The sequence below is a fragment of the Streptomyces cyaneofuscatus genome (genome assembly GCF_042718795.1).
Lineage (GTDB): Bacteria > Actinomycetota > Actinomycetes > Streptomycetales > Streptomycetaceae > Streptomyces > Streptomyces cyaneofuscatus_A.
Map to the genome: position 1 here is coordinate 132,287 of NZ_JBHXOX010000010.1, position 21,785 is coordinate 154,071.

Consider the following 21,785-nt stretch of genomic DNA (forward strand, 5'->3'; position numbering starts at 1 on the left):
TCGGCTGCCCCTTGGGGGCCGGGCAAGGATCACCTCCAGTGCCGGGGCCGTCTCTCGACTAAAAGAGACCGCTTCGGCACTGGCCTTTGCAATAGCCTCTTACCGCCTTTCGATAGGCAAGGTACTCTCTATTCAACCCGGAGCGTCCACAGGAGGCTGATCATCTATGAAAAAGGCACACGGACTGCGCAAGTACTTCTACGAGTACGTCTTCTACAAGGCAGTCGACCAAGCCCGGGAGCAGGCCGGACAGGTCGTTCCGATCTCCCAGGCCAAGGCGATCCGGGCCCGGGTCGACGCGATCCTCGGCCAGCGGGGCACCGCGCTGGCCGACCCGCGGCTGGGCGTCACAGACTGCCTCTCCGCCATAGACCAGGCGTTCGCGGAGAAGGTGACCGACTACGAGCAGCAGTTCGGTGACCATTCCCCGCAGAACGAGCGGTACCAGCAGTCGCAGCGGGAGTTTACCCGCGTCACCGGCGTCGGCGCCCAGGTCGACCCGAAGTCGGCCCGGCTGCCGGTCAGCCCCTACGACCCCGACTGGTCCGAACGCGCGACGGTGAAACGCGCCGGGACTGCGCTGGTGTACCTGCCGGACGAGACGATCGGACGCGTGGCCGGCGGCGAGGTGGAGACCCTCTCCGATCCGCGGCGCGGAAACATGGTGCTCTGGCGCATCGACGACGAAGGCAAGCCGTTCGAGGCAGGTCGCGCGATGACGAACGACGACGCCGCTGGACTCACCGCCTTGATGGACAAGATGAGCCGGCAGGAATACGACCAGGTGCGCGAGTGGGTCATCGACGGCGGCCGGGACCCGCAGACGAACCGCGTCGACCGCAACCACTTCATGTCCCGGCGCGCCGTGGCTCGCTCGGCGGCACTACTTGAAGAGCTGAAGACCCAGGGCGTGTCCTACGCCGTGCTGCGCGACCGCGAGCCGGGGCAGATCAAGGCAAAGGTCGCCGGGACCGGCATGGAGATCCGCCTGACCGACACGCGTCAGGAGGAGTACGCCGGAGCCCGGATCTACGACAGCGGCACCGTACTGCGCTACTCGACGAACTACCGGGTCCCCGGCGGCATGGCGGTCTACTCCCCCTCGCCTGCGGAAGCTGTCCAGCTACTGCGCTTCGCGCAGGGCCATCGCATCGAACGCACGGATCTGCCGGGGCACCCCGCGGGCGAGACCGGCATGACGCACTCAGAGCGCGTCCGTGGCCGCACGGTGGTGGACGTGCCCGACAGCTACCACATCGACCGCGAATCGATGTTCGTGGCCGGCGACTACGTGGCCCCTGGTGAGTCCGGCCCTCGGCCCGGCTCGAAGGTGATGCTCCGCCGGGATGCCAAGAACCGCTCGCTGCCGGCCTTCTTCATCGACGCTGAGCCAGCTGAGGCTTATGCGAAGGCCGCCGTCGAGAGTGCTCGGCACAACCTACAGTCAGCCCTGGGCGTCGAAGAACTCATCGCTCGTGCCGAGGCCGAGCTGGAGCGAACCGGCGGACAGTTGGATGCGATCGAGCCGCCGGAGTACTCGGCTGACTCTGAGATCGCTGCGATTCAGCGCTCGTACTGGGACGTGCTCACCGGCGCGCACAGCGAGCTGCTGCGCCCGGGCGCGACGGAAGAGATGTACCAGGAACGGCTGGAGAAGATCGGCGAGCTGCAGGCCGGGAAGGTGCCCGAGATGGGCAACCTCGTCTACAGCGGCACTGCTGTCGAGAAGGTCCGGCAGCACGCTGAGGACGTTCCCTTCGAACTCATCGGGACCTGGGAGGCGCAGGTTCATGATATTGATGGTGAGTGGGTTGATCAGCGCTTCAACCCCGACCGGGTGGCGCGGTACATGACCAGCCCCGCTGGGCAGTGGTCGAACCTCGACAACCTCGCCTCGGCGCTTCGTCGTTGCCGGATCTCCCCCGGCGAGATGCTGGGCTCGACCTTCCAGACGACCCGGTTCAAGGACCGGCTCGTACGTTTCAACGCCGAACGCTCTGTGCCGATCGCTGATCACGGATCTGCGTTCATGCGGCGCGTCGGGGTGACCGTGCGTGAGGCCATCGAGCGCAACGCTGCGACGGTCTCCGAGATCCTGGTCGACGAACAGGGCGTCATCCGCTGGAGCGGCGAGAAGCTGCGCCGTGATGGTAAGGGGACACCGATCGCGGGTGAGATCGGCCAGGTCTTCGATGTCGGCGCGTACGGCGAGATCACTACCGCCTTCGCCAGCGGGGAGAATGCCCTGGTCGTGCCGGGCTACGAGGCCACGATCACGGCCCAGCCTCCGGGTGAGGCTCCGACCTCGATCGAGGAACGCACGCGCCTGCGCGGCTACGAGCAGCTCATGCACGAGCGCATCCAGTACCAGATCGCCGGCGACCTCATCGCCGGGCGAAGCGAGACGGGCGAGCCCTCCTCGCTCAACGCGGTCTACTCCCAGCTGTACGGCACGAAGCATCCGATCGACTTCATCGAGCGTGCGACCACGTATCAGCTCGACGAGTCCACCGGCAAGGTTACGGAGCATCTGGAGGAGTGGACGGCTGCGATCCTGCAGACCGAGGCGCGCCGTGTGCGCTACTCCAACGAGATCAAGGCAGGCTCGACGATCTATGCCGAGTACCGGGCCCAGCGCGATCGAGCCGATCCGGCTGACGACAACCGTTTCGACGCCTGGCGACTCACCGGCGGGCGGAACATGGCGGTGCTCACGGGCAAGGACGGGAACAACGTTGCTGCCGTCGGCGGCTACTTCGATCCGGTGATGACCGGAGGTGCGACCAACCAGGGCATCGTGCGGTACCTGACCGCCCAAGCCCAGGTCGACACCGACGGCCGGATCGTGCCGGGCGACGAGAGCGTGGCCGGGCAGCGTGCACCGCTCATGGCGCTCTCCGAGCTTGAGACGCTGCGATACGACCCGTTCGACCGCCAGCAGATGACGGCCTCCACGATCATGCAGTCTTCCGAGATCACCGCGCCGGCGAAGACGGCGCTGATGACCTTCGGCGGCTGGACGGCTGACGACCCGATCGTGGTGTCGAAGGAGTTCGCCGCGGGCCACCGCATCCGCGGCGCCGGCGGCCAGGAGCGAGAGCTCGTCGTGGGCGACAAGATCTCGGATCTGCACGGCAACAAGGGCGTGATCTCGCTGATCGTCGACCGGGACATGCCGCTGCAGGACGCGCAGGAGCGGGATGTCGTCGAAGAGGTCAACTGGTTCCGGGCCAACCCGGGCCTGCACGTGGTGATGAGCCCGTTCAGCCTGATTTCCCGGCGCAACGCGGGCTCGGCGCGCGAGCTGATGGGCGGGAATGTCTCCGACCTGCACTCTCCCACCGGGGAACTGCGGCCGCGCGCTCTGGGAGAGATGCGCTTCGTGATCACCCATATGGCCGTCGACGAGAAAACGAAGATCTACGACGACGACCAGGTGCGCGCCGGCAGAGGCCGTAAGGCCTCCTCGCAGCTGGCCTGGGCGCTGCAGTCTCAGGACTGCCCGTCGATCATGCGCGAGTTCTACAGTCACAACAGCGGGGCCGAATCCAACCTGCGCGAGTACCTGCTGGTGACAGGCATGGACATGGAGGCTGACGGCACGCTGCGGGTGGTCGGCCAGGCCGAAGGCGTCGACGAGCGCCCCGAGCGCCGGTTCATCCCGATGCCCGAGCTGCTGCGTACTCAGCCGCGCAAGGAGGGCCAGCTCCCGGGACTCAACACCACGGCGATGCGCAAATCCTTCGGCAATCTCATCGGCGACCGCGGCGGCGACATGGAGATCCCGTTCCCGCTCACGTATCCGACGGGTGAGCAGACCGAGACGGTGAGCGCGAGCTCGTGGAAGCTGCCGGTGATGTCCTCGCATCTGCGCAGTGGCCAGGAGTTCGAGGACGGGGCCTCCGTCACGCACGACTACACCCGCAGCTATCAGGACATCTTCGTCGAGGCCTGCCGCTACCGCTATATGGCCGAGCAGCTGGATAGCCAGGGTCTGCCCGCGGAGAAGCGCGCCGAGGTACGCCGCGGCATGAGCAAGTCGGTATCGGGCGCCCAGCGCGCCTTCGAGGCGATCACGACCGACGTGCAGAACCGAGTGTTGACGGGCAAGAACAACGTCTTCAAGACCGGGCTGATGGCCTCGCGGCTCACCGACTCGGCGACGATGGTGTGGACCTCAGACCCGCGGCTGGACGTCGACCAGGTTGCGCTCAGCTCGGTCAAGGCCCAGCAGCTGGGGCTGGCCGAGGGCGACCACGCGCTGGTGTGGCGTGATCCGGTGCTCCGTGACGCCGGCGTGCGTTACATGCGGGTCGCGATCGACGACCGGCTCACCGGTGCCGCAATCAACCCGGTGATGGACGCCTGCTTCGACGGTGACTTCGACGGCGACGCCGTCGCCGTGGTGAAGCTGCACGGCGAGGCGGCCAAGGCCGAGGCCCTGGCCAAGCTTTCGGTGCCGGCCAACCTGTTGGACACCGGAGTGGTCAAGGGCGATGGTTCGCATCCGCTGGCCATGCAGGTGTCTCTGGACACCCAGGTCGCGCTCTCCAAGGATGCCGGACTGGCTGAGGAGTTGGAGAGCTCGCGGAGCGAGGCGAACCGGATCCGGCTGCGGGCGCTCACCCACGCGGAGTCGCCGGAGGACATCATGCTCGACCAGCAGGTCGTGACGGAGGAGCTGAGCGGACTGTACCGCCAGGCACAGCGTGGCGAGTTCGGGGCAGCGCTGACATTCTCGGATCGCGAGACACATCTGCAGAGCATGCGTGAGGTCTGTGTCGAGACCGGGGCCAAGGGGAGCGAGAAGAAGCTCACCGACTACGCCCGGAACCTGGGCGATACGCAGGGCACGCCCGGCATCACGCAGGCCGACCAGGAAGCCTCAATGTTCGCCACTGCGATCAAGGCCCACGGCACCGGTCTGGGCGGCTCGTTCAGCCAGCGCGCCGTGCGAGCGCTGCGCGGCGAGGACCTCAAGGCCGTCTTGGAGGTCACCTACCCGGTGACCCAGTCGATTCTGCAGGCGAAGCACGACGCTGCCGAGGCCCGGCACAAGTACGCGATGCTCCAGGGCCCGGGCCGCGATCTCTGGAGGGGCCGCAGCATCGAGCACGTCGGCCCGGGCCAGTGGCGCACAGCATTCCTCGACGGTGAGCCCGTCCAGGCCACGGCCGAGGAGTGGGAGAGGCAGTTCGTCGAGTTCTACGAGTCCAAGGAGGGCTTCGGAGTCACGGTCAACCCGGACTATGTGGCCCGCGTGGCAAGTGCACTGGAGGATCCCAAGACCGGGCTCATCCGAAACTTGGAAGAGGACGCGTCGCTGCGGGGCACCGTGATGGACCGAATGGCCTACGGCGGCACGTTCGCCGATCTGGTCGAGGCAGCCAAGAACCGCGAGAGCGTCTACGACGGAGAGAAGAACGAGCAGTTCGCGCCCTCAGGAACTCTGAGGGCCCGGGCTGAGACGTCCCGACAGCTCAATCAGCTGGGCTCGGCCGAGACGCACAGCCTGGACGATGCCGCGATCGATCTCGATGACTCGGTGGTCAAGCCCGACGTGATCTCGCAGGACGCGGGGGGCGCCCGCACCCGCGGATCGCACCGCCGCTCTGCGCACGCCGTGCGCGTGGGCACGTCCCGCCCGGTCTACACGCCGAGCATCGAGATCGATCCGGCGCAGGGCAACGACGACCACGGGCCGGGGTATTGAGATGGCACAGCACAAGGAACTGGGAACGGAACCCTCGGACCGTCGGCGCGCGACCCGGATGCTTCCGGTCGTCGACGATCGGCAGGCCGAAGGGCCGAGCGGCAACGCGCATACCTACGGACGCTCGGGCCCGGACGAGCCGATCGACGGGCCGGGACCGGAGCCCGCAGACGGTGAGCGCGCCTGGCGTGAGCGACTCCGGGACCGTGCCCGCAGATTCTTCGGTGCGAAAACCCGGGACCGGATGGCCGATCACGAACACGCGTACCGGATCGACGTCGACCGGGCCGAGGCCGAGAGCGAAGGTCTGAATCAGCGCGAACATCTGCTCAAGCTGCGGGCGGAGACGCGGCTTGCCGGTGAGAAGTACATGGCCTCCCTGCGCGACTCGAATCTACTGGTGCCCGGCTTCAACGACGAGGAGCGGACGCAGGATCTCGGCGTCATGCACCGCGTCTACATGCAGATGATGATGCAGTCGTGTCTCAAGCCGCTCTCGCGCGGTGTGAATGCCAACTCGATCATCCAGGCGGTCGGCATGGTCATGACGATGCGGATGCTCGCCCCGGATTTCAAGACGGAGATGGACAGCTACCTCCAGCCTCTCAAGGACAAGATCCAGGAGCGCATCGACACCAGGGCCCGCGGTATGGTCGCCTTCGCCGAAACCGGCATCGCGCACCGGCAGAGGATCTTCACGACTGTGCCGAGCGACGCCCGGCGTGAGCGCCTCGTCGGCAGCGCCGATCCGCGTGACCATCTGACGAAGAAGTGGCGCAACCGCTTCGACGCCATGCAGCACCGCGAGCGCGGCCACCGGGAGATGTTCACTCCCGACTCGGCAGCCATGACCGAGGTCGCGCTCATGGAGAGCGCCTTTTGGAAGATGCGCGAGCCGGGCGCGGACGTCGGCCTGATCCGCGATAGCTACCAGGCGATGCGCAAGCGGCTGCGCAAGCAGATGAGTGAAGACGGCCTGGAGCGCCAGGAGGTCGTGCAGCGCGCGCGAACGATCATCGGCGAGCGAATGGCGTACGAGCCCGAGCTGCGCACGATGGTCAACGGTGTGGCCCACGGCCGGATCGTCAAGGCCCCTGCGCACGATGAGCGGATCGCGGGGTCGGACTGTGTCCGCACGGTTTGGAGCGGGGAGTTCGACGACCAGCTGGGCCAGCGTCTCTCCGAGGACGGCATGTTCACGCTGCGTCGGCCCATGGACGCGGACGCCCATCAGATCCAGCTCGCCGAAACAATGAAGACCTCGCTGCTCGACACGCTGGGACGCGGCGACCAAGAGGCTTACGGAGGCAACGTGCTCGGCTACCTGGTCGGCTTCGCCGCGCAGAAGCGGGCACTGGACACCAGAGGGCTGCCCGACCTACTCCAGCAACGCCTGGACCAGTCCGAGGTGATGATCGCGAGCATGGACATCGACGGCCTGCCGGCCGAGGAGCAGCAGCGGGTCTACTCCAACGCATACGTCGACGCGATGGAGGCAGTGAACGAGAAGTACCCGGATCTTGAGGCCGAGCTGATCCGAAGCCTCGGAGAGAACTGGCAGCAGACGTTGCAGACGGCGGTCGACGACCCAGGCGCCTTCTTTGAGGAGCGGCGGCTCAAGCCGCGGTCGCACCCTGCGGGTCCGTCTGCCGAGGGGGAAGCCAGCCCGCAGAACGGCGGCCCGAACGCTGAGGCCGATTCCGAGGACTACCAGCCCGCCTGAGGGTGATCCGATAGCACGGATAAGGAACGAACGAAGGTCATGAGCCAGGAACAGAATGAGGGACAGCAGGTCAGGTTCGGATCGCGTTTCGCGCGGATGTTCGGCTATGTCACGCCGGAGGATCGGAGCAAGTGGGAGCAGCAGCGGGCGCAGAACAAGCCGCACGTCAACGCGATCAAGCAGGGCGCGAAGTCGTCGCTGAGTTCGATGCTCGAGTTCGGAGAGCGCAACATCGGGGCCAAGCTCGATGCTGCCCACCGCGTGGCGGCGCAGCAGCAGTTCGACGAGTCCCACGACAAGGTCGTGGGCCAGCGCCGCGATCCGTACACGCGGAACATCATCGAGTCGGTCGACTACGAGCCCAAGGACGACCGGGAGGAGATCGAGCCAGATCTCGAGCTCTAGTCAAATGAGTCGGGATAGCTAGAGATAGTGCGCTCGATCAGCCCATACCGACCTCTCCATTCATGAATCCCTTCGATAGACTGGTTTCTCAGTAGCGCGGCGACATGAACGACGATAGGACAAGGTGTAAGCATGGGGACGACGAACATATCGCGAGTCAGTAAGCGCGCATTCATCTCGCGGGTTGCGACTCGCAGCGGGCTGCCGATCCGGGTGGTGAGCAAGGTGTACGAGTCGTTGCTTGGTGAACTCACGGGGGCAGTCAGCGGCGGAGAGAGGGTCGTCCTTACGGGCTTCGGCCGCTTCTACCGGCAGGACCATAAGGGTCACAAGGTACGCTTCGGCAAGGGCAGCGTCGACGATTACGTGGTTATGAAGTTCTCCGCATCGAGCAGCTTCAACCGACGGCTGGGGGGTGACGGGGAAATTATCTCACCGGAGACCAGCAGGCCGATCGAAGATGCCGACGGATTCGAGAAAGTCACAGTAGATCGTGAACTGCAGGCCGCATCATAGACAGCGATGGCCAGCAGAAAATGGAACCCCCGTGATGCACAGGCATCACGGGGGTTCTCTTGATGGCGGGACGAGCCCAGTTGCAAGGCTCAGCCGTGGGGACGGCGAACGTCAGCACGTGCGCGGTGGCCGGGACGATGAGCACGCCCCCTGCGAGGGGGCGCTCCCACCGCAGCTCCACGGCGAGTTGATCCACACCCAGAGTTGTTCCACGGGCCGGCGACATTGCTCGCGATCGAGGCGAAGAAGCCGGTCGCCCATCCGACGATGACGGCCAGACTGACGCGGTTGATCAGATTGACGGCGACGGCTCCACGCGCGCTCTCACGCGTGGCCCTGCACTCACTCCCGCACTACTTCCGGTCCTCGAAGAGCAGGTAGTACAGCCCGATGTAGGGGATGACAAGGGTCGCCAGTGCGATCCAGGCCCGCCCCGGGTCCTCAACCACCCAGCCGATGAACTCCTGCACGGGGCCGGCGTAGGCCAGCACGGAGGAGAACACCTCCGTGCGGAAGGTGATGTGGAAGATTCCGTAGGCCATCCCAAGGGCGATTGCCAGTCCGACGCTACGCCGTACGAAAAGGATGGAACGAGGACCGATCCGACGACGGCAGGCCTTGGCTGCATCGGGCTGGGGCTCAATATCGGGAGCAATCATCTGAGCCGTTGGCGCGCGGTCATACATTGCCACCACCTCTTTCCTGTCGAATCACCGCTATTCCCTGAAGACACGTAATGATCAAGAATTAGCGAATCATAGGTCACTCGAACTGGAGATCAGGCTCGTTCGTGGATTGCGTACCGAAGTTGCCGATCGAGCGCTGCCGGGGTCCCGAGGGACTGGCGATCGGCTCGCGCTGCGCAGCCAGCTCGGCGAGAGTGAAGCCCACAGGGCGCCCCAGACGCTGGCCGGCCAAGTAGTAGGCCTGCCCGTTCGCGCGTTCCCCCAGGGCGATGACCTCGCGAGTAACGGGCCCGCCCGGGCGCTGAGGCGCGCGCTCCCGCCAGACGATCCGGTGCGAGGGCTTCTCATTCGGATCTGCGCCGACGTACGTGGTCTCGCAATCCGAGAGATCGGGGTAACTGGACATGTACTCCAGCGGGTGCGTGCTCGGGGCGCCCTGCTGGATCCGGCCTAGCTGGTTGAGGGCCACGCGCAGGAGCCGGCCCTCCGGTCCATGAGGGTGCATCAGCGCGGCGTCGTGGAGCCCCTGGAGGTCCTGCTTGAGACCGGTCGTCGGGAGGAGACGGATGGGGGGCTGACGTTCACTCATCACGCTTCTCCCGCTGCGCAGCGCGATGCTCATCCGCCCACTGCTGACCGAGCGGGCCGAGGCTCTCAGCGAGCTCTTCGATGGTCACCCCCGGCTCGCCGGATGTGTCGGGCTCCTGGAGGCGGCGGGAGAGCTTGTCCTGAAAGGCAGCCTCAGCGCGGACGCCGGCCGCGTAGTCGTACTTCACGAGGCGGACAAACGCCGCGAAGGGGATGATTGCAGCTTCGGCCTTGTTGTCGCTTCCGAAGATCAACGGCTTGGTCTCGCCGCGGCGATAGAGGTTCAGCACCGTGTCGAGGTGCTCGCGCCCGATCTGATCGGCCGGGACGACATTGACTGAGAACTTCGGGAGTTCGGAGTCGGGAGTGCTGTTGTCGTGAGCGTTGCTGTTATGAGTCATAGATTCAGTCTATTCAGTCGGGAATAGTTTGTCGTCGACTCGCACGCGGCAACTTTCGTCGAGTCGATAAGGGCGGCGAATAGCAGATCACTCCATCTTGGAGAGTGGGCCGGGCACAACGAAAAGAAGACCGTGCCCCAGCCCGCACAGCGCGGGCTGGGGCACGGATACTGACGGATGGACGGCCGCGAGGTCAGAAGTTCCCCTTGTCGACCTGCAGGCAGACGATGCCGAGCGAGCGCCACAGGGCTACCACCCGGTCACGGTCGTCCAGGGCCAGGAGGACGTCGTAGGCATCGCGAATGTGGGCGTTGAACAGCTCATGCTTGACGGCGGGGGTCGGGGCGCATGTCCCCCTGGCCGCGCATCAGCAGCAGGGCTTCGCCTCCCCCCTTGTCGAGGCTGATGCTTCATCCGGCCCCCGGAGGGGGGCTTGAAAAGACTCGGAGACGAAGTCGCCGACCACGGAGGCATGAATGAGCCCGCCGTCCTGAACGATCCAGTCCGAGCGGTCGGCCGGTGTGTGGTCATCGGCGTCGAACAGCTCGTCGGGCGCAGCGCTTTCAGGCATCGGTGGGCGCCCCTGGGCTGGGAACGGGCCCCGGCAGAGCCGGGGCACCGAATGGCGGGGCTTCGATGGAGGGATCGTCACGTGTCAGCCGGACGAACTCCAGGACGTGGGCCTCGATGTCTGCGCGAGCCTGGGCGACGACCTGCTCTCCGGCCTCCACGAGCGAGTCGACAGTGAATTGGGTGTCACTGCCCGCGCGTGCGACGGCGTTCTCGAGAACGTTGAGCGCTTCCTTGGTGGCCTTGACGCCCTTCTTGTTGTGGATCGCCGCGTGGAGTGCCGCCGTGGCCGTCTTGACGCGAGCGTACATCCGGTCGGTGACTTCCCGGACCTCCCGCAGGTTCTCGGCGGTGCGGGGCTGATGTGGGATCTCGGGCAGGGAGGCGTTGCACTCAGTGCTCCGGATGGTCACCGGCACACCACTGCCGAGGCCCATGGAGGACACGAGTGAGCCCCACTGAGCGAGGCTCATCTCGATCTCCACGAGTTCTCGGCCCGGATGGACCCAGTCGTGGTTGAGGTCGCGATTGCGCCTGGCCTGGCGGACGGAGAGCGAGACGGTCTCGTTGTGGAGCAGGTCGGACTGGAACAGCGAACGGCCCCCTCCGCTTCGTCGCGTGACGACGGCGACGCCGAAGGCGGGATGGGATTCATCGCCGCTTTCCGCGTCGATGGCTGGTTCCTGGGCTGGACGGCGGCTCATACGGCCATCACCTCAGACGCCTCAACCTGCGGGGCCTGGTGGCGTAGATAAGGCCGTACGGTCAGGTCGATGGGGAGGGAGCATCCTGAGGTTCGTGAACTCGACCGCCAAGGCTGGCCGTTCCGTGCGCTGCCTCGTGGATTCCGACAGATCAGTGGTTCAGCCATCACTCGCTCTCCTTCACCGTGTTATGTGGCTGAGAGGCACCGTCGGGCTGATATAGACAGCTGGGCGCAGGGTCTTCGAGTCCTAGAGCCTGGCGAGCGAGCGCGAGCAAGCTGTCCGGGTCCGGGCCTGCCGCCGGGCGGATGAGCCGCTTGCGCAGCACAGGCACGTCCAGATCTATGCCCAGCAGTTGGCCGGGGTGCTCCCGGTCCGTCTTCACGCCGTACGAGCGGGGTGTGATCCACCAGGCGTCGAATGCATCTGCGGGACGTCCGGCACGCGGTCCATCGTCGGCCTCGGCGACCCCGGGTAGGCCCGACGACGCGGACGTGACCCGGTAGCGTGTGACTTCTCCGGACAACATCGGACAGGCGCGCACGCTGTATGCGAGGCACTCCGGATGCATGCCAGGCTCGGCGGTGTAACCGGCGTGTACATCGGCAGGCCGCACCGCGAGACAGATCCGTTCATCGAAGCTCTGCCCACAGACCTGGCAGAGCCGTTCGGCTAGTGCCAGGTCGCGCCGGGCTTTGTCGAGCGCTCCGAACAGGTACCGACCGCCAGCGTGCAGCGTAATCCACGGGATGACCAGGCCGCCCAGAGTCGGACGGCCCGCGCACCGCATCGGCACCGGCGCCTGCGCGATCACTCCTTCTCCCCTTCGTCGGTCCCATCGGGGACGTACATGGTGAGGAAACGGTCGTCGAGCGGATCGACAGCATGCTCCGCGGTGAACTCGGCCTGGTACGTGCGGGGATCGCGGCCTCCGGGGTGGTTGCGTACCTTGCCGATGGCGTCGGCGATCCAGGCGAGGGTGTCGGCACCGGGCCAGTCCGGCGAGGTGCCGAGGCCGAGCGCGATCGCGTCGACTATGTCGGTGTCGGTGAGGGGCGTGTGGTCTCCGCTGCCGTTCGCACGGGAGAGCGGCAACTCATAGCCTGGAATGAAGCCCATGGCGACCAGCACGCTCTCGGGCAGCTTGTAGGCGTTCCAGATCGCGCTGGTCGCATCCGTACGGCTGTCGCCGTTGGCGAGTCCGCCTGAGATGTAGATCCGGTAGTCGGCGACGATGAGGAAGGTCGTCCCTCGGGAATCGAGGGCCTTCTCGAGACTGTCGATGATGGCCATACCGGCGCGCCGGGCGTACTCGATGAGTACTGCACCGTCCTCGCCGACGAGGTCGCACTCGACATCAAGACCCGTCAGCAGCTCTTCCAGCTCGGTCCGAGGGTCGTCGAAGTTGAAGAGTGACGGATCCTCGATCTGCTTGAGCAACTGGCGGCCGCGGTCGAAGTTCGGCGGCTCGGCACGTTGGGCAGGGAAGGCGATGGTCGCGATGAGCATGCTGTCGCACATGGCGATCTGCTCCTTCAGTGAGGGCGGTTCAACAGGTCGGGCGTGTCCGGGTGGTCAGTACCTCCTGCGCTCGAGACACCGGCGGTAGAGGGGGCTCGGCACGCGATTGGACTTTCGCCGGTTGTGCCGGCGGCAGAGCAACTGGCCGTTCCACAGTTCAGTCGGTCCGCCTCGGCTCCAGGGGTGTACGTGATCGGCCTCGGTCCCCGGTGCCGCGCACCGGAACCACAGAGGCGGCGTGTGCTCGCACCGGCCGTTGGCCTGGCGGATGAGCTGCTGCTTCTGGCCCCAGCTGAAGAACCTGGTGGGGTCCCGCCAGCGCCGCTTACGGCCAATGCCGATGGCGAGGCACAGGATGCCGATAGCAGCGACGGCCAGGTAGGCGAGCAGCGCAGTCGGGTCTGGCTGCATGGCGTTCATTGCGGGTCGTTGCCGAAGGTGATCAGCTCACGCCGGGTCGCACAGGACAGATCCTCGGAGCCGATGACCGTGACGAGACGATGCTCGCCGAGGCGAAAGCCGGCCGTCCGGGGCTCACGATGCCCTGTGCTGGGGCCGGGCTCGGAGGCTATGCGGCACTTGGGCATGGTCGAAGGCTGCTTTCTGTACGGGAAGAGCGCTCGGGTCGGACGCCGAACCGCCGAGGAGGCCGCAGTAGCTCCTCGGCGGCTCGGCGGGGGCGTCCTCAGAAGTCGATGGAGTACTTCGGAGGGCGACGCAGGATCACCGAATCGGCGCTCAGGTCCCTCTTGTCGTCGCCCAGCTTGTCCTCCTGGTCACGGAGGTCGGTAAGCGTGAAGGCGCCATCCGGGAGCAGGTAACCGTCTTGGGACGGGACGGCGTCGCGCATACGGAACCGCAGCCCGGTACCGGTGTCCCAGTCGTTGATGGTCTGCAGGCTGTCGCCGTCGAACAGATCGACATAGTCATCAAGGACGTCGGTGTCGCCGCTCTTCCAGGTGATACTGGCCTCGATCCGCGAGCCGGCGGGCCCGCTGCGCTTGATGTTCAGGTCACCGATCACCTCAGCGAACAGCTCGCCCCGGCGCAGCTCGAAGGCGATCGCCCGCAGGTGGTCGAAGTTGATGTCGTACTTCCGGGAGAAGTCGACGATCTCGACCACCTGCTTCTCGGTCACTCCGGGTACCTGGTCGTGCAGGTAGGTGGCGACCGTGCCGGGCTCGGGGTAGGTGAAGCGCATGTGGTAGTGGAAGCGGCCGGGGCGGTTGAGCATGTAGTTGTTGACCCGGTGCAGCTCGTTGACCGACAGGACGTAGAGGCGCTTCGTCGTGCTCAGCCCGTCGAACAGGCTCAGGAACTGGTTCTGCGACTCGTCGTCCTCGTTGGAGAAGATCTTCTCGAACTCGTCGAAGACGATGACAGCCTCGCCCAGTTCGTCGAGGAAGGCGGCCAGCCCCGGCGTGTCGTGCTGCACGAGCACGGTGGGCAGCTGGCGCTCGTCGCGCATCCGCTCGGCGAGCAGGCGGAGCATGAGGCTCTTGCCCATGCCCTTGTCGCCGGAGAGGATGACACCGAGCGACCTGCCCATGGCCGCGTAACCGGTGACGATCCGGTCCACGCGCGAGGCGTGGCTGCCGTAGACGGCCTCTTCGGCAGGTGCCAGCGGCTCCGTCTGACGCAGGCTGTGGCCGGACGTCTGGGAGAAAGCGATGGTGTACGTGGCCACAGGAAGATCGGTGAAGGTCTGTACGGAGTCCCCGTAGAGGCGGAACCTCCCGCCGGAGGCGACGATCGTGGATGCGGGCATGATGATTTCTCGCTTTCGCAGGCGTAAGTGGGTGGCGATGTGCAACGGGGCAGCGACACTCAGCGGATCGGAAGTACGCCCCCGTCTGGCCGGTTGACGCCCTCGTTCTCATTGAGCGCGGGCTTGATGAAGGTGACGGTTGTCGACATCAGGAGCGTTGTGACGAGCGCGGCCAGGTGCCGCTCGTCGGGAGCAACTTCGGTTCTATGCACGCCTGGTGAAGCTGTCTCGGCTACTTCATGCTGTGCGTGCGGTCAATCTGCTCCACTCGGACGCTCAGGCGGACGGCAGTACGGCGAACGTCGTCGACGGCGTCGCGCAGGACCTCCTCCAGTGCCTGCCTCATGCTGTAGCCGTCGCGCTCATTCGCGACGGCGCAGGCCGTGCCAGCATCGATGCCTTCCAGCGTCACCGTGCCGGTGAGAAGGACGTCGTGACAGTCGCTCTCCAGCAGCTCGTAGTAGGACCGGGTGTCCTCGGAGGTGGCACGGCGCACTTGGAGCGCGACGGTGTAGCCCTCATGGAGGAAGCAGGCGGTGCCGTCGAGGTCCAGGCGGAAGCCCGGGTCGGCGGGGGCGCCAAGCTGCAGCAGTTCCATTCGGGACCTCCCAGTGTGGTGGCGCCTGCCGGTCGGTGCGGGTCGAACCCGGCAGGACTCGGCGGCGAGCAGTCGGCAGGACCGCGGATGGTGAGTGGTCCCAGAGCGGGCCGGGGTGGTGCTGGTGAAGGTCGATGACCTCACGGTTGTCGGCTTCGGTGAAGCCGCACGCCTCGGGCGTGAGCAGGCCGTGGGGGAAATGTCCAGCAGGACGCTGAGCAGGTCGTTGTGGTTGCGCAGGGGCAGGGTATGCAAGCGTGGCGGGGGTTGCCGGGGATGAGCTGGGCAGCCACGAGACGGCCCAGCCGGCGCCAGGCTGGAACCGGGCCGGCCGCCAAGCTCGGCGCACACGTGGCGGGCGATCGCGGCAGGGGCGGGTTGTGCGTCACCTCTCCGGGACGGTCTGCGGCGCCGCGGGGTTGGCGCTAACGAACTGGAGGAACCAGTCGGGTACCTGGCCCAGCTCGGCATGGTGGTGGGTCCATATCTCGCGGACGGGGCGGCGGTCCAGTCTCTCGTCGGGGAGGATCACGTGACCCGTCACCTCGATGCTGTTCCAACGGGGCGCGGCAGCACCGTCCTGGAACCAGCGAATACGCAGGCGGACGGGCCGGACGCGGTAGTTGCCCTCGCCGTCCTCGATGATGAAGTCCGGGCCGCACTGCCCCTGCCACACCTTCTCGTACGTCCGCTGCGGCGACTTGACCGCCCCCGCGTCGTCGTACTTGACCAGCTCGTCGTACCGCTCCGCACGCAGTGAGGGCGTGAACGACACAGGCGCGCACGCACGGGCTGTCGGGCGACTGCTTCATGTCCTGCTTCCTCTCCATAACAAGGGGCGGTCAGGGTGGTGTGCTGCAGGGGCGCTTCGCCGCGGCGACTCGTAGTGGTCGTGGAACACGATCCGGTCCTGGTGGCAGATGATCAGGTCGTAGGTGGTGTGAAGGCCGGGGGCGGGCTTGTCGGATTCGCCCTGTGTGACGAACGCGTTCACGGCGTGCTCCTTCGGGCTGCGTCGTTCAGCGGTGCGAAGTGTCGAAGTCCGCGGGGGCGGGTGTTCTCGACGAGCGAGACACTCGCCCCCGCAGCATGGGGGTGGCGGCGGTTGTTCAGACGGCCGCGGTGACCGCGGAGGGGTCGTCGGTGCTGCCGGGAGCAGAACTGTCGTTGTCGTCCAGGAGATCCGGATCGATGCCGAGGGCGCGAGCGGCGTTCTTCTTGTCGCGCTCGGTCAGAGCCGTCACGATCTGCTCGTAACTGCTCTGGATCGGAGGGTTCCTCACGGTGCCGTAGCCGAGGACGTACTGGCTGTTCATGGCACGGGTGAAAGCGACGTAGAACATCCGCTTGGCGTCTTGGCCCATCTTCGGGTCCTCCCTGTAGAGGACGACGGTGTTGTCGAATTCGAGGCCCTTGGCGCCGTGGATCGTCGAAACGACCAGGTCGGCCTTGGACTCGAGGTTCTTTCGCTTGCGCTCCTGGTTCTTCTGCTTGTTGATGTTCAGCTTCTGCTGGTTCCGGTGAATTTCGAAGGAGAGCAGGTTGTCTCGCAGCCGATCGAAGAACGTCTCCTGCGTGAGCGTGCCCTGATGGCAGAGCGTGATCCAGCCGTTGATGGTCGCGCTGTTCTCGATCCACCACTCGGAGATCGTGCGCAGGATCGCCCTCTCGACGTTGGTGTTGGCAGCGTTCTTCGTCAGCTTGTCCATGTTGTCCTTGATCCCCTGGGAAACCACGAACGCGGCGTTGGTCGGCGGCGCCTGCAGGACGTCGTTCCAGAAGAGCTTGATGTACTTCGAGAAGATGTCTGTGGCGTAGACACGATCGCTGACCAGAGAGGCGACGTGGCAGCTCGGGTAGTGCACTTCGAGCGCATCCTGGATCAGGGACACCTCGCGGCGCGAGTGGGCCAGGAAGGCCACCTGCTCGCCGCGGACCAGGCACTTGTCCACGTAATCGGGGACGACGGTGTTGCGCACGATCGCCTGCAGGTCCTGAGTGACGAACCCGGTGAGTCTGGCAACCTCCCGGTACTCCAGGATGACCTTCTTCTGGAACGAGTCAGCCGTCGGCAGTGCGAGCGAGTTCGCCTGCAGTTGGATGTTGGCGAACTGGTTGGTCTCCAGCCCGCCGAGCGCGACGTTCGCGAAGTCCAGGATCTCCTGGTTGCTCCGGTAGTTCGTCGTGAGCTTGAAGGTCGCGAAGACCCCTGAACCCTCCAGAGTGTTGAGCGCGCGGGGGTTCGCCGAGCGGAACTCGTACAGCGTCTGGGAAGCATCGCCGACGATGAACAGGGACTCACCGTGCTTGGAGATGTACTTCAGCAGGTAGATGAACTCGAACACGCTGTTGTCCTGGACCTCGTCGATAATGAGGTACTTCGACTGCACGTGGGTCGGCTCAGCCATGTCGTCGATCTTCTGATAGCAGATGATGATCTGCAGTTCCAGCGACGTCTGCTCGATGCGGTCGAGCAGGGAGATCACCTCGTCGAAATGGCTCTCGACGAAAGTGTTCAGCGCCGTGAAAGCACCGGTCCTGTTCTGGTCGACCTCCAGCAGGCGGTGGCGGAACGTTGCCGCGAATTGACTGTTCGGGTAGAAGATGTCGATCGAGTTGATGATGGTGTCGATCGCCGAGACCTTGTGCCGCGGGTGGTTCATCGAGTAGATGTCGATGATCATCTTGGCGATCGTCATCGAGCCGACGTCCGGGTTCTTCTCCGTGATGTTGTCGGCAGCGGCGTTGGTGAACGAAAGCACCGTGATGTCCGAGGCGGGGACGCCGCAGGCTTCGAGGTACTTGATCCGTTCGAGGATCACGGTCGACTTGCCGGTGCCGGCTCCCGCCTGCGTCATCACCAGCGGTTCGTGCGTGGTGACAGCGTCGAGCTGCTGATGGGACAGGTGAGGCGGCAGACTCGCAGGCGTGGCCGGCCGCGCGGGTACGACCAGCTGAGGCTTCATCTGCTCCAGGTGGTCGAGCGTGTGGTTCATCAGCAGACTGAGGTTCTGCTTCGACAGCGTCGTGGCGACCTGGCCGGAGAAGGCCGCATCGATCTGCTTGTGGATCTGGCGGTATGCCTCCAGCGGGACGTTGTAGTTCTCCAGGTAGCGCAGCTGGACGGCGAGCATGTTCAGCTGCTGTTCCGTCGGGCCTGCGGGCATGTCCCGGATGTACTGGCAGACCTCGTCGGCGATCGCCTCGGAGTCCCAGATATGGGCCAGGCGTGTGATGCGCTCGTAGATCGAGTACTGGCGCATCCACTCGTCGAACTCATCGTCGAGGTTGGAGGCCGTCAGGCCGGCGGAAGTGAGCACGCCCTGGACGTAGTCGCGAGCGTTCTCCAGCGGGCTGGTGTCCCACTGCAGGAAGAGGGCGGCGTCGTGGTTGCCGTAGCCGATCGAGCTCGAGAGCGTCGCGCGCTCGGGCTCGGGGAGCCCGTTGTTGAAGAAGTACAGCTCCATCCGGTACTGAAGGACGAGGTCACGCGTGGACTTGCCACCGGACTTGTCCTCGTAGAGAACCAGCGCCTGCGGCGTCATGTCGAAGGCGACGTCCCAGGCACCGAATCTGCCGGGCGAGGTGTCGACAGCAAAGCGGTCGTCGGCGTGCGGACTCGGCAGAGTGAAGGGCCCGCCGGCGTTCAGAGCGCGGCGCGTGATCGGTGCGAGCGGGATCGATGTCGTGGTGATGTCGTGCTGCGTCGAGCTCTGCTTGACCTCGGTATCGGTAGCCATCGCATAGGCGGTGTTAGTGGAAGTGTTCACCGGCAGCAAGGATTCGTTGAGCAGGCCCATCTTCTTGCCGTTCCCGGTGAGCTTCGAGGAGAAGAATTTCGGGTCGACGGTCTTCTGAGCAACGGCATGGGCCGAGAGGTCGAGGTCATCAAGCAGGACAGGCATGTCGTTGCCCTTCTTCGGTGTATCGAGAGGAGGATTGAGAAAAAATGCGAGTCATCTCGCGCAGCAATACCGACAAGACGTGGATAGCCGGTCAAAGGATCGACGGCGAGCGACAAACGCAGCACAGGGCTGGGCCATGGGCGCCGGTACGAACAAGGGCGGAGCTCGTCGGCTGACAGGAGCCCCGCCCTTGTTCCTCTCAACCCACCCGTCAGGGGCCGTTAGGCCCCCGAGTCCGGGGCATGTGGCGCGAAGCCACGCCCCGGACACCGCGCGCTACCCAGGCGTGCGGTGGTTCATCAGTGGCAGCTCATCTCACTTCGAGTCCGAGCGCCGGTCGGGACCATCGGCAGCAGCGCCGTCGACATCGAGGTCCCAGGGACTGGCCGTGACGAGGGATCCTGCGCGATCGACCTCGATCAGGCCGAGCATGAGGCCCAGTTCGCGTAGTTCACCGGTGCTGCGGGCATGGGTCGTGAGGTTCGCCCGAGCTGCGGTGGAGAGCTTCATGGCTCGCGCTCGATGCTCGCGGAGCTGAGGTTCGGGAAGCTTGGCGGGCACGGCTGTCCCCCTTTCTGAGCAATGAGGGCGTGTAGGTGAGGGAGACCGAGAGCTCCTGTTCAGGAACATCTGGAACAGGAGCTCTCGGAGCGATGTGGACGGCTACTCAGTCGTCCGACGGGGATGCCGAAGCTGTACCACCGGTCTGGGCCGCGAGTAGGGAGTCCTCGATCCACGCGCGCACAGCCTTGCGCGCCGGCCGCGCACCCTGGGAATCCACAAAGGTGGTCTCCTCGATGGCGCGCAGTTCGTCGTCGGGCATCGCAGCGGGCAGCACCTGGGCCAGCCGCGGCTTGGCCACGGCGATACGTTCACGCTGACGCTCGTAGTCTGCGGCCATGATCTGCCGATAGGTCGCCCGGTCGATAGGGTTGAACCCCACGACGAGCGAGAGCCGGCCCAGCAGCTCGGCATCGAAGAAGTGCTCCAGTGCCTTGTTGAGGCTCTGGTTCGAGACGGTCTTCGGGTTGTTGCCGAAGCCGATCATCTTGCCGTCGAGTGAATCACGGGCGGCGTTGGTCGTGCAGATGACCAAGGCCTTGGAGAAGTCCAGCATCTTGCCATGGGCGTTGCGGATGTAGCCTTCGTCGAAGGCCGAGAGGAAGAGGCGCTGCACGGCCTTGTCGGCCTTCTCGAACTCGTCGAGCAGGATCACCCGGTGGGGGTTGGACTCCAGGGTGTCGAACGGGAGTTCCTGGTTGGAGTCCGATCCCACATACCCGGGAGGCGCGCCGATGATCTTCGACGTCGACCACGCGCTGTGGTATTCCGTCATGTTGAGGATGATCGGCTCGGTGCCGGTCATCTCCTCAGCGATGATCTTGGCCGCCTCGGTTTTACCCACACCCGACGCCCCGGCGAAAAGCCACACGACGGGCGTCTTCGTCGGGAACAGATCGAGCTCTTCGCGGGCCAGATGGTCCGTGAGCTTGGCGAGCACGTCGTCCTGGCCCAGCAGGCAGCTGGTGAGCGTGGCGCTCAACGCAGTGACGTCGAGATCCTGGCGCTGGGCGTTACCGGTCATCAGGCGCTTGGCCACATCGAGCACACGGGTGTTCGTCAGCGGCACCTGCGGGATGGACCGCAAGTGCTGCGCGAGTGTCGTGTCGCCGGCGTTCTCGGCTTGGACGATGAGCTTCTTCTGCTCCAGGACCCGATCGGCCATCGCCCGGTCGAGCAGCGTGATGGCGTTGTCCGGCCGGTGCTGGCCGGCCCGGGAGTTCGCTTCGGCGATCTGCACCACCGAGGCGAGGACGTCGTTGGAGACCCCGATCTGGTGACGGTAGTGCGCCAACAGGCCGGGCCGGACCGTGGCCATCACGGCCAGGGTCTGCTTCATGCTCAGTTCGTCGACGATGAGCCGGGTGAAGCGACGGGCGAAGGCCGGATCTTCGTCGAAGGCCCGGGACTCGGTGCTGGTGGTCGCACCGATGACGGACATATCGCCGCGGGCCAGGGCCGGCTTGAGGATCTGCGAGACCTTGCGGCCGGCGGCGTCGCCGTGGCTGCCGGATCCGCCGGTGATCTGGTGGATCTCGTCCATGAACAGGATGGCCTTGTTCTTGGGGTCCGAGGCGAACTCGACGATCGCCTTGACCTTCTCCTCCAACGAGCCGACGATGCCGGTCCCGGCGATGATGTTGGTGATGGGCAGCTCGTAGATCGTGTAGTCCCTGAGCTGGTCGGGAATAAGGGCGTCGCCGAGCGCGATGCGCCGTGCGATGTCCTCGACGATCTTCGTCTTGCCGACGCCGGCGGAACCGACCAGCAGAGCATTGGGCTTGGTCTTGCTGATGACGACCGAGAGGACCTGCCCGATGAGCGTGTCGCGGAACATGGTCGGATCGGCGTTCTTGAACTTCTCGTTGTAGTCGACGAGGAGCTCCTTGACGTCATCGGCGCTGCCACCGCTGGACGTCAGCCCCGCGGACGGGAGCTGCGGAGGGAAGCTGCCGCCACCACCGCTGCCCTTGTCGTCGTCGGAGCCGCCGGGTGTGAAGTTGCTGAGACCCACCGGGTCCTCCTTCGGTGCGGGTCGCTCGGCGTGGTGGCGCGCTCGGTGGATGCGCCACGGTGTCCCGAGCAGGAAATTGGATGGGTGAGAGGGAAATCCGGGGTCGTAAAAA

The 21,785-nt window shown here is 65.5% G+C and carries 17 protein-coding genes and 1 pseudogene; 4 read left to right on the forward strand and 14 right to left on the reverse strand.

Features of this window, described 5'->3' with window-relative positions:
• Nucleotides 1-166 precede the first annotated feature (166 nt).
• The 4 genes from ACFWRT_RS13780 to ACFWRT_RS13795 all read left to right on the forward strand — a co-directional run bounded on the left by ACFWRT_RS13780 (nucleotide 167) and on the right by ACFWRT_RS13795 (nucleotide 8,357).
• Nucleotides 167-5,713: a hypothetical protein gene (locus tag ACFWRT_RS13780; RefSeq protein WP_380949161.1), complete on the forward strand. Its 5,547-nt coding sequence runs from the start codon at nucleotides 167-169 to the stop codon at nucleotides 5,711-5,713.
• 1 nt (nucleotide 5,714) lies between these two features.
• A complete protein-coding gene (locus tag ACFWRT_RS13785) occupies nucleotides 5,715-7,436 on the forward strand; it encodes a hypothetical protein (RefSeq protein WP_380949160.1) in 1,722 nt (573 codons plus the stop codon).
• 39 nt (nucleotides 7,437-7,475) lie between these two features.
• On the forward strand, nucleotides 7,476-7,841 hold the full coding sequence (locus ACFWRT_RS13790) for a hypothetical protein (RefSeq protein WP_380949159.1): 366 nt from the start codon (nucleotides 7,476-7,478) through the stop codon (nucleotides 7,839-7,841).
• A gap of 132 nt (nucleotides 7,842-7,973) precedes the next feature.
• Nucleotides 7,974-8,357: an HU family DNA-binding protein gene (locus tag ACFWRT_RS13795; protein WP_380949158.1), complete on the forward strand. Its 384-nt coding sequence runs from the start codon at nucleotides 7,974-7,976 to the stop codon at nucleotides 8,355-8,357.
• 353 nt (nucleotides 8,358-8,710) lie between these two features.
• Here ACFWRT_RS13795 and ACFWRT_RS13800 read toward each other — a convergent pair whose 3' ends face one another.
• From ACFWRT_RS13800 to ACFWRT_RS13860, 14 genes and pseudogenes are all read right to left on the reverse strand, one after another.
• The gene (locus ACFWRT_RS13800) at nucleotides 8,711-8,899 is read right to left on the reverse strand and encodes a hypothetical protein (protein ID WP_380949157.1); all 189 of its coding nucleotides are present in this window, start codon (nucleotides 8,897-8,899) and stop codon (nucleotides 8,711-8,713) included.
• Between the two features lie 220 nt (nucleotides 8,900-9,119).
• Complete coding sequence (locus tag ACFWRT_RS13805) at nucleotides 9,120-9,632, reverse strand: hypothetical protein (RefSeq protein ID WP_380949156.1); 513 nt, start codon at nucleotides 9,630-9,632, stop codon at nucleotides 9,120-9,122.
• Complete coding sequence (locus ACFWRT_RS13810) at nucleotides 9,625-10,032, reverse strand: hypothetical protein (protein ID WP_380949155.1); 408 nt, start codon at nucleotides 10,030-10,032, stop codon at nucleotides 9,625-9,627. The genes ACFWRT_RS13805 and ACFWRT_RS13810 overlap by 8 nt, the downstream gene beginning before the upstream one ends.
• A 193-nt stretch (nucleotides 10,033-10,225) precedes the next feature.
• Nucleotides 10,226-10,357: pseudogene (locus ACFWRT_RS37625) on the reverse strand (phosphatase domain-containing protein); the annotation flags it as partial.
• 238 nt (nucleotides 10,358-10,595) lie between these two features.
• Nucleotides 10,596-11,306 carry a hypothetical protein gene (locus ACFWRT_RS13815; protein WP_380949154.1) on the reverse strand — a complete coding sequence of 237 codons (711 nt, stop codon included), beginning with the start codon at nucleotides 11,304-11,306 and terminating at the stop codon, nucleotides 10,596-10,598.
• 166 nt (nucleotides 11,307-11,472) lie between these two features.
• Nucleotides 11,473-12,120, reverse strand: coding sequence for a cell envelope biogenesis protein OmpA (locus ACFWRT_RS13820; RefSeq protein WP_380949153.1), 648 nt, complete (start codon nucleotides 12,118-12,120; stop codon nucleotides 11,473-11,475).
• Nucleotides 12,117-12,827 carry a hypothetical protein gene (locus ACFWRT_RS13825; RefSeq protein ID WP_380949152.1) on the reverse strand — a complete coding sequence of 237 codons (711 nt, stop codon included), beginning with the start codon at nucleotides 12,825-12,827 and terminating at the stop codon, nucleotides 12,117-12,119. The genes ACFWRT_RS13820 and ACFWRT_RS13825 overlap by 4 nt, the downstream gene beginning before the upstream one ends.
• 54 nt (nucleotides 12,828-12,881) lie before the next feature.
• Nucleotides 12,882-13,247 (reverse strand): HNH endonuclease, encoded by a 366-nt coding sequence (locus ACFWRT_RS13830; protein ID WP_381121284.1) that lies wholly within the window; start codon nucleotides 13,245-13,247, stop codon nucleotides 12,882-12,884.
• A 265-nt stretch (nucleotides 13,248-13,512) separates the two neighbouring features.
• On the reverse strand, nucleotides 13,513-14,595 hold the full coding sequence (locus tag ACFWRT_RS13835) for an AAA family ATPase (protein ID WP_380949151.1): 1,083 nt from the start codon (nucleotides 14,593-14,595) through the stop codon (nucleotides 13,513-13,515).
• 232 nt (nucleotides 14,596-14,827) lie between these two features.
• The gene (locus tag ACFWRT_RS13840; protein WP_380949150.1) at nucleotides 14,828-15,193 is read right to left on the reverse strand and encodes a hypothetical protein; all 366 of its coding nucleotides are present in this window, start codon (nucleotides 15,191-15,193) and stop codon (nucleotides 14,828-14,830) included.
• 385 nt (nucleotides 15,194-15,578) lie between these two features.
• Complete coding sequence (locus ACFWRT_RS13845) at nucleotides 15,579-15,968, reverse strand: hypothetical protein (protein WP_380949149.1); 390 nt, start codon at nucleotides 15,966-15,968, stop codon at nucleotides 15,579-15,581.
• A gap of 334 nt (nucleotides 15,969-16,302) precedes the next feature.
• Nucleotides 16,303-19,098, reverse strand: coding sequence for a UvrD-helicase domain-containing protein (locus ACFWRT_RS13850; protein ID WP_380949148.1), 2,796 nt, complete (start codon nucleotides 19,096-19,098; stop codon nucleotides 16,303-16,305).
• Nucleotides 19,099-19,413: 315 nt separating this feature from the next.
• Nucleotides 19,414-19,608 carry a hypothetical protein gene (locus tag ACFWRT_RS13855; protein ID WP_380949147.1) on the reverse strand — a complete coding sequence of 65 codons (195 nt, stop codon included), beginning with the start codon at nucleotides 19,606-19,608 and terminating at the stop codon, nucleotides 19,414-19,416.
• 157 nt (nucleotides 19,609-19,765) lie between these two features.
• Nucleotides 19,766-21,673, reverse strand: coding sequence for an AAA family ATPase (locus ACFWRT_RS13860; protein WP_380949146.1), 1,908 nt, complete (start codon nucleotides 21,671-21,673; stop codon nucleotides 19,766-19,768).
• Nucleotides 21,674-21,785: the final 112 nt, after the last annotated feature.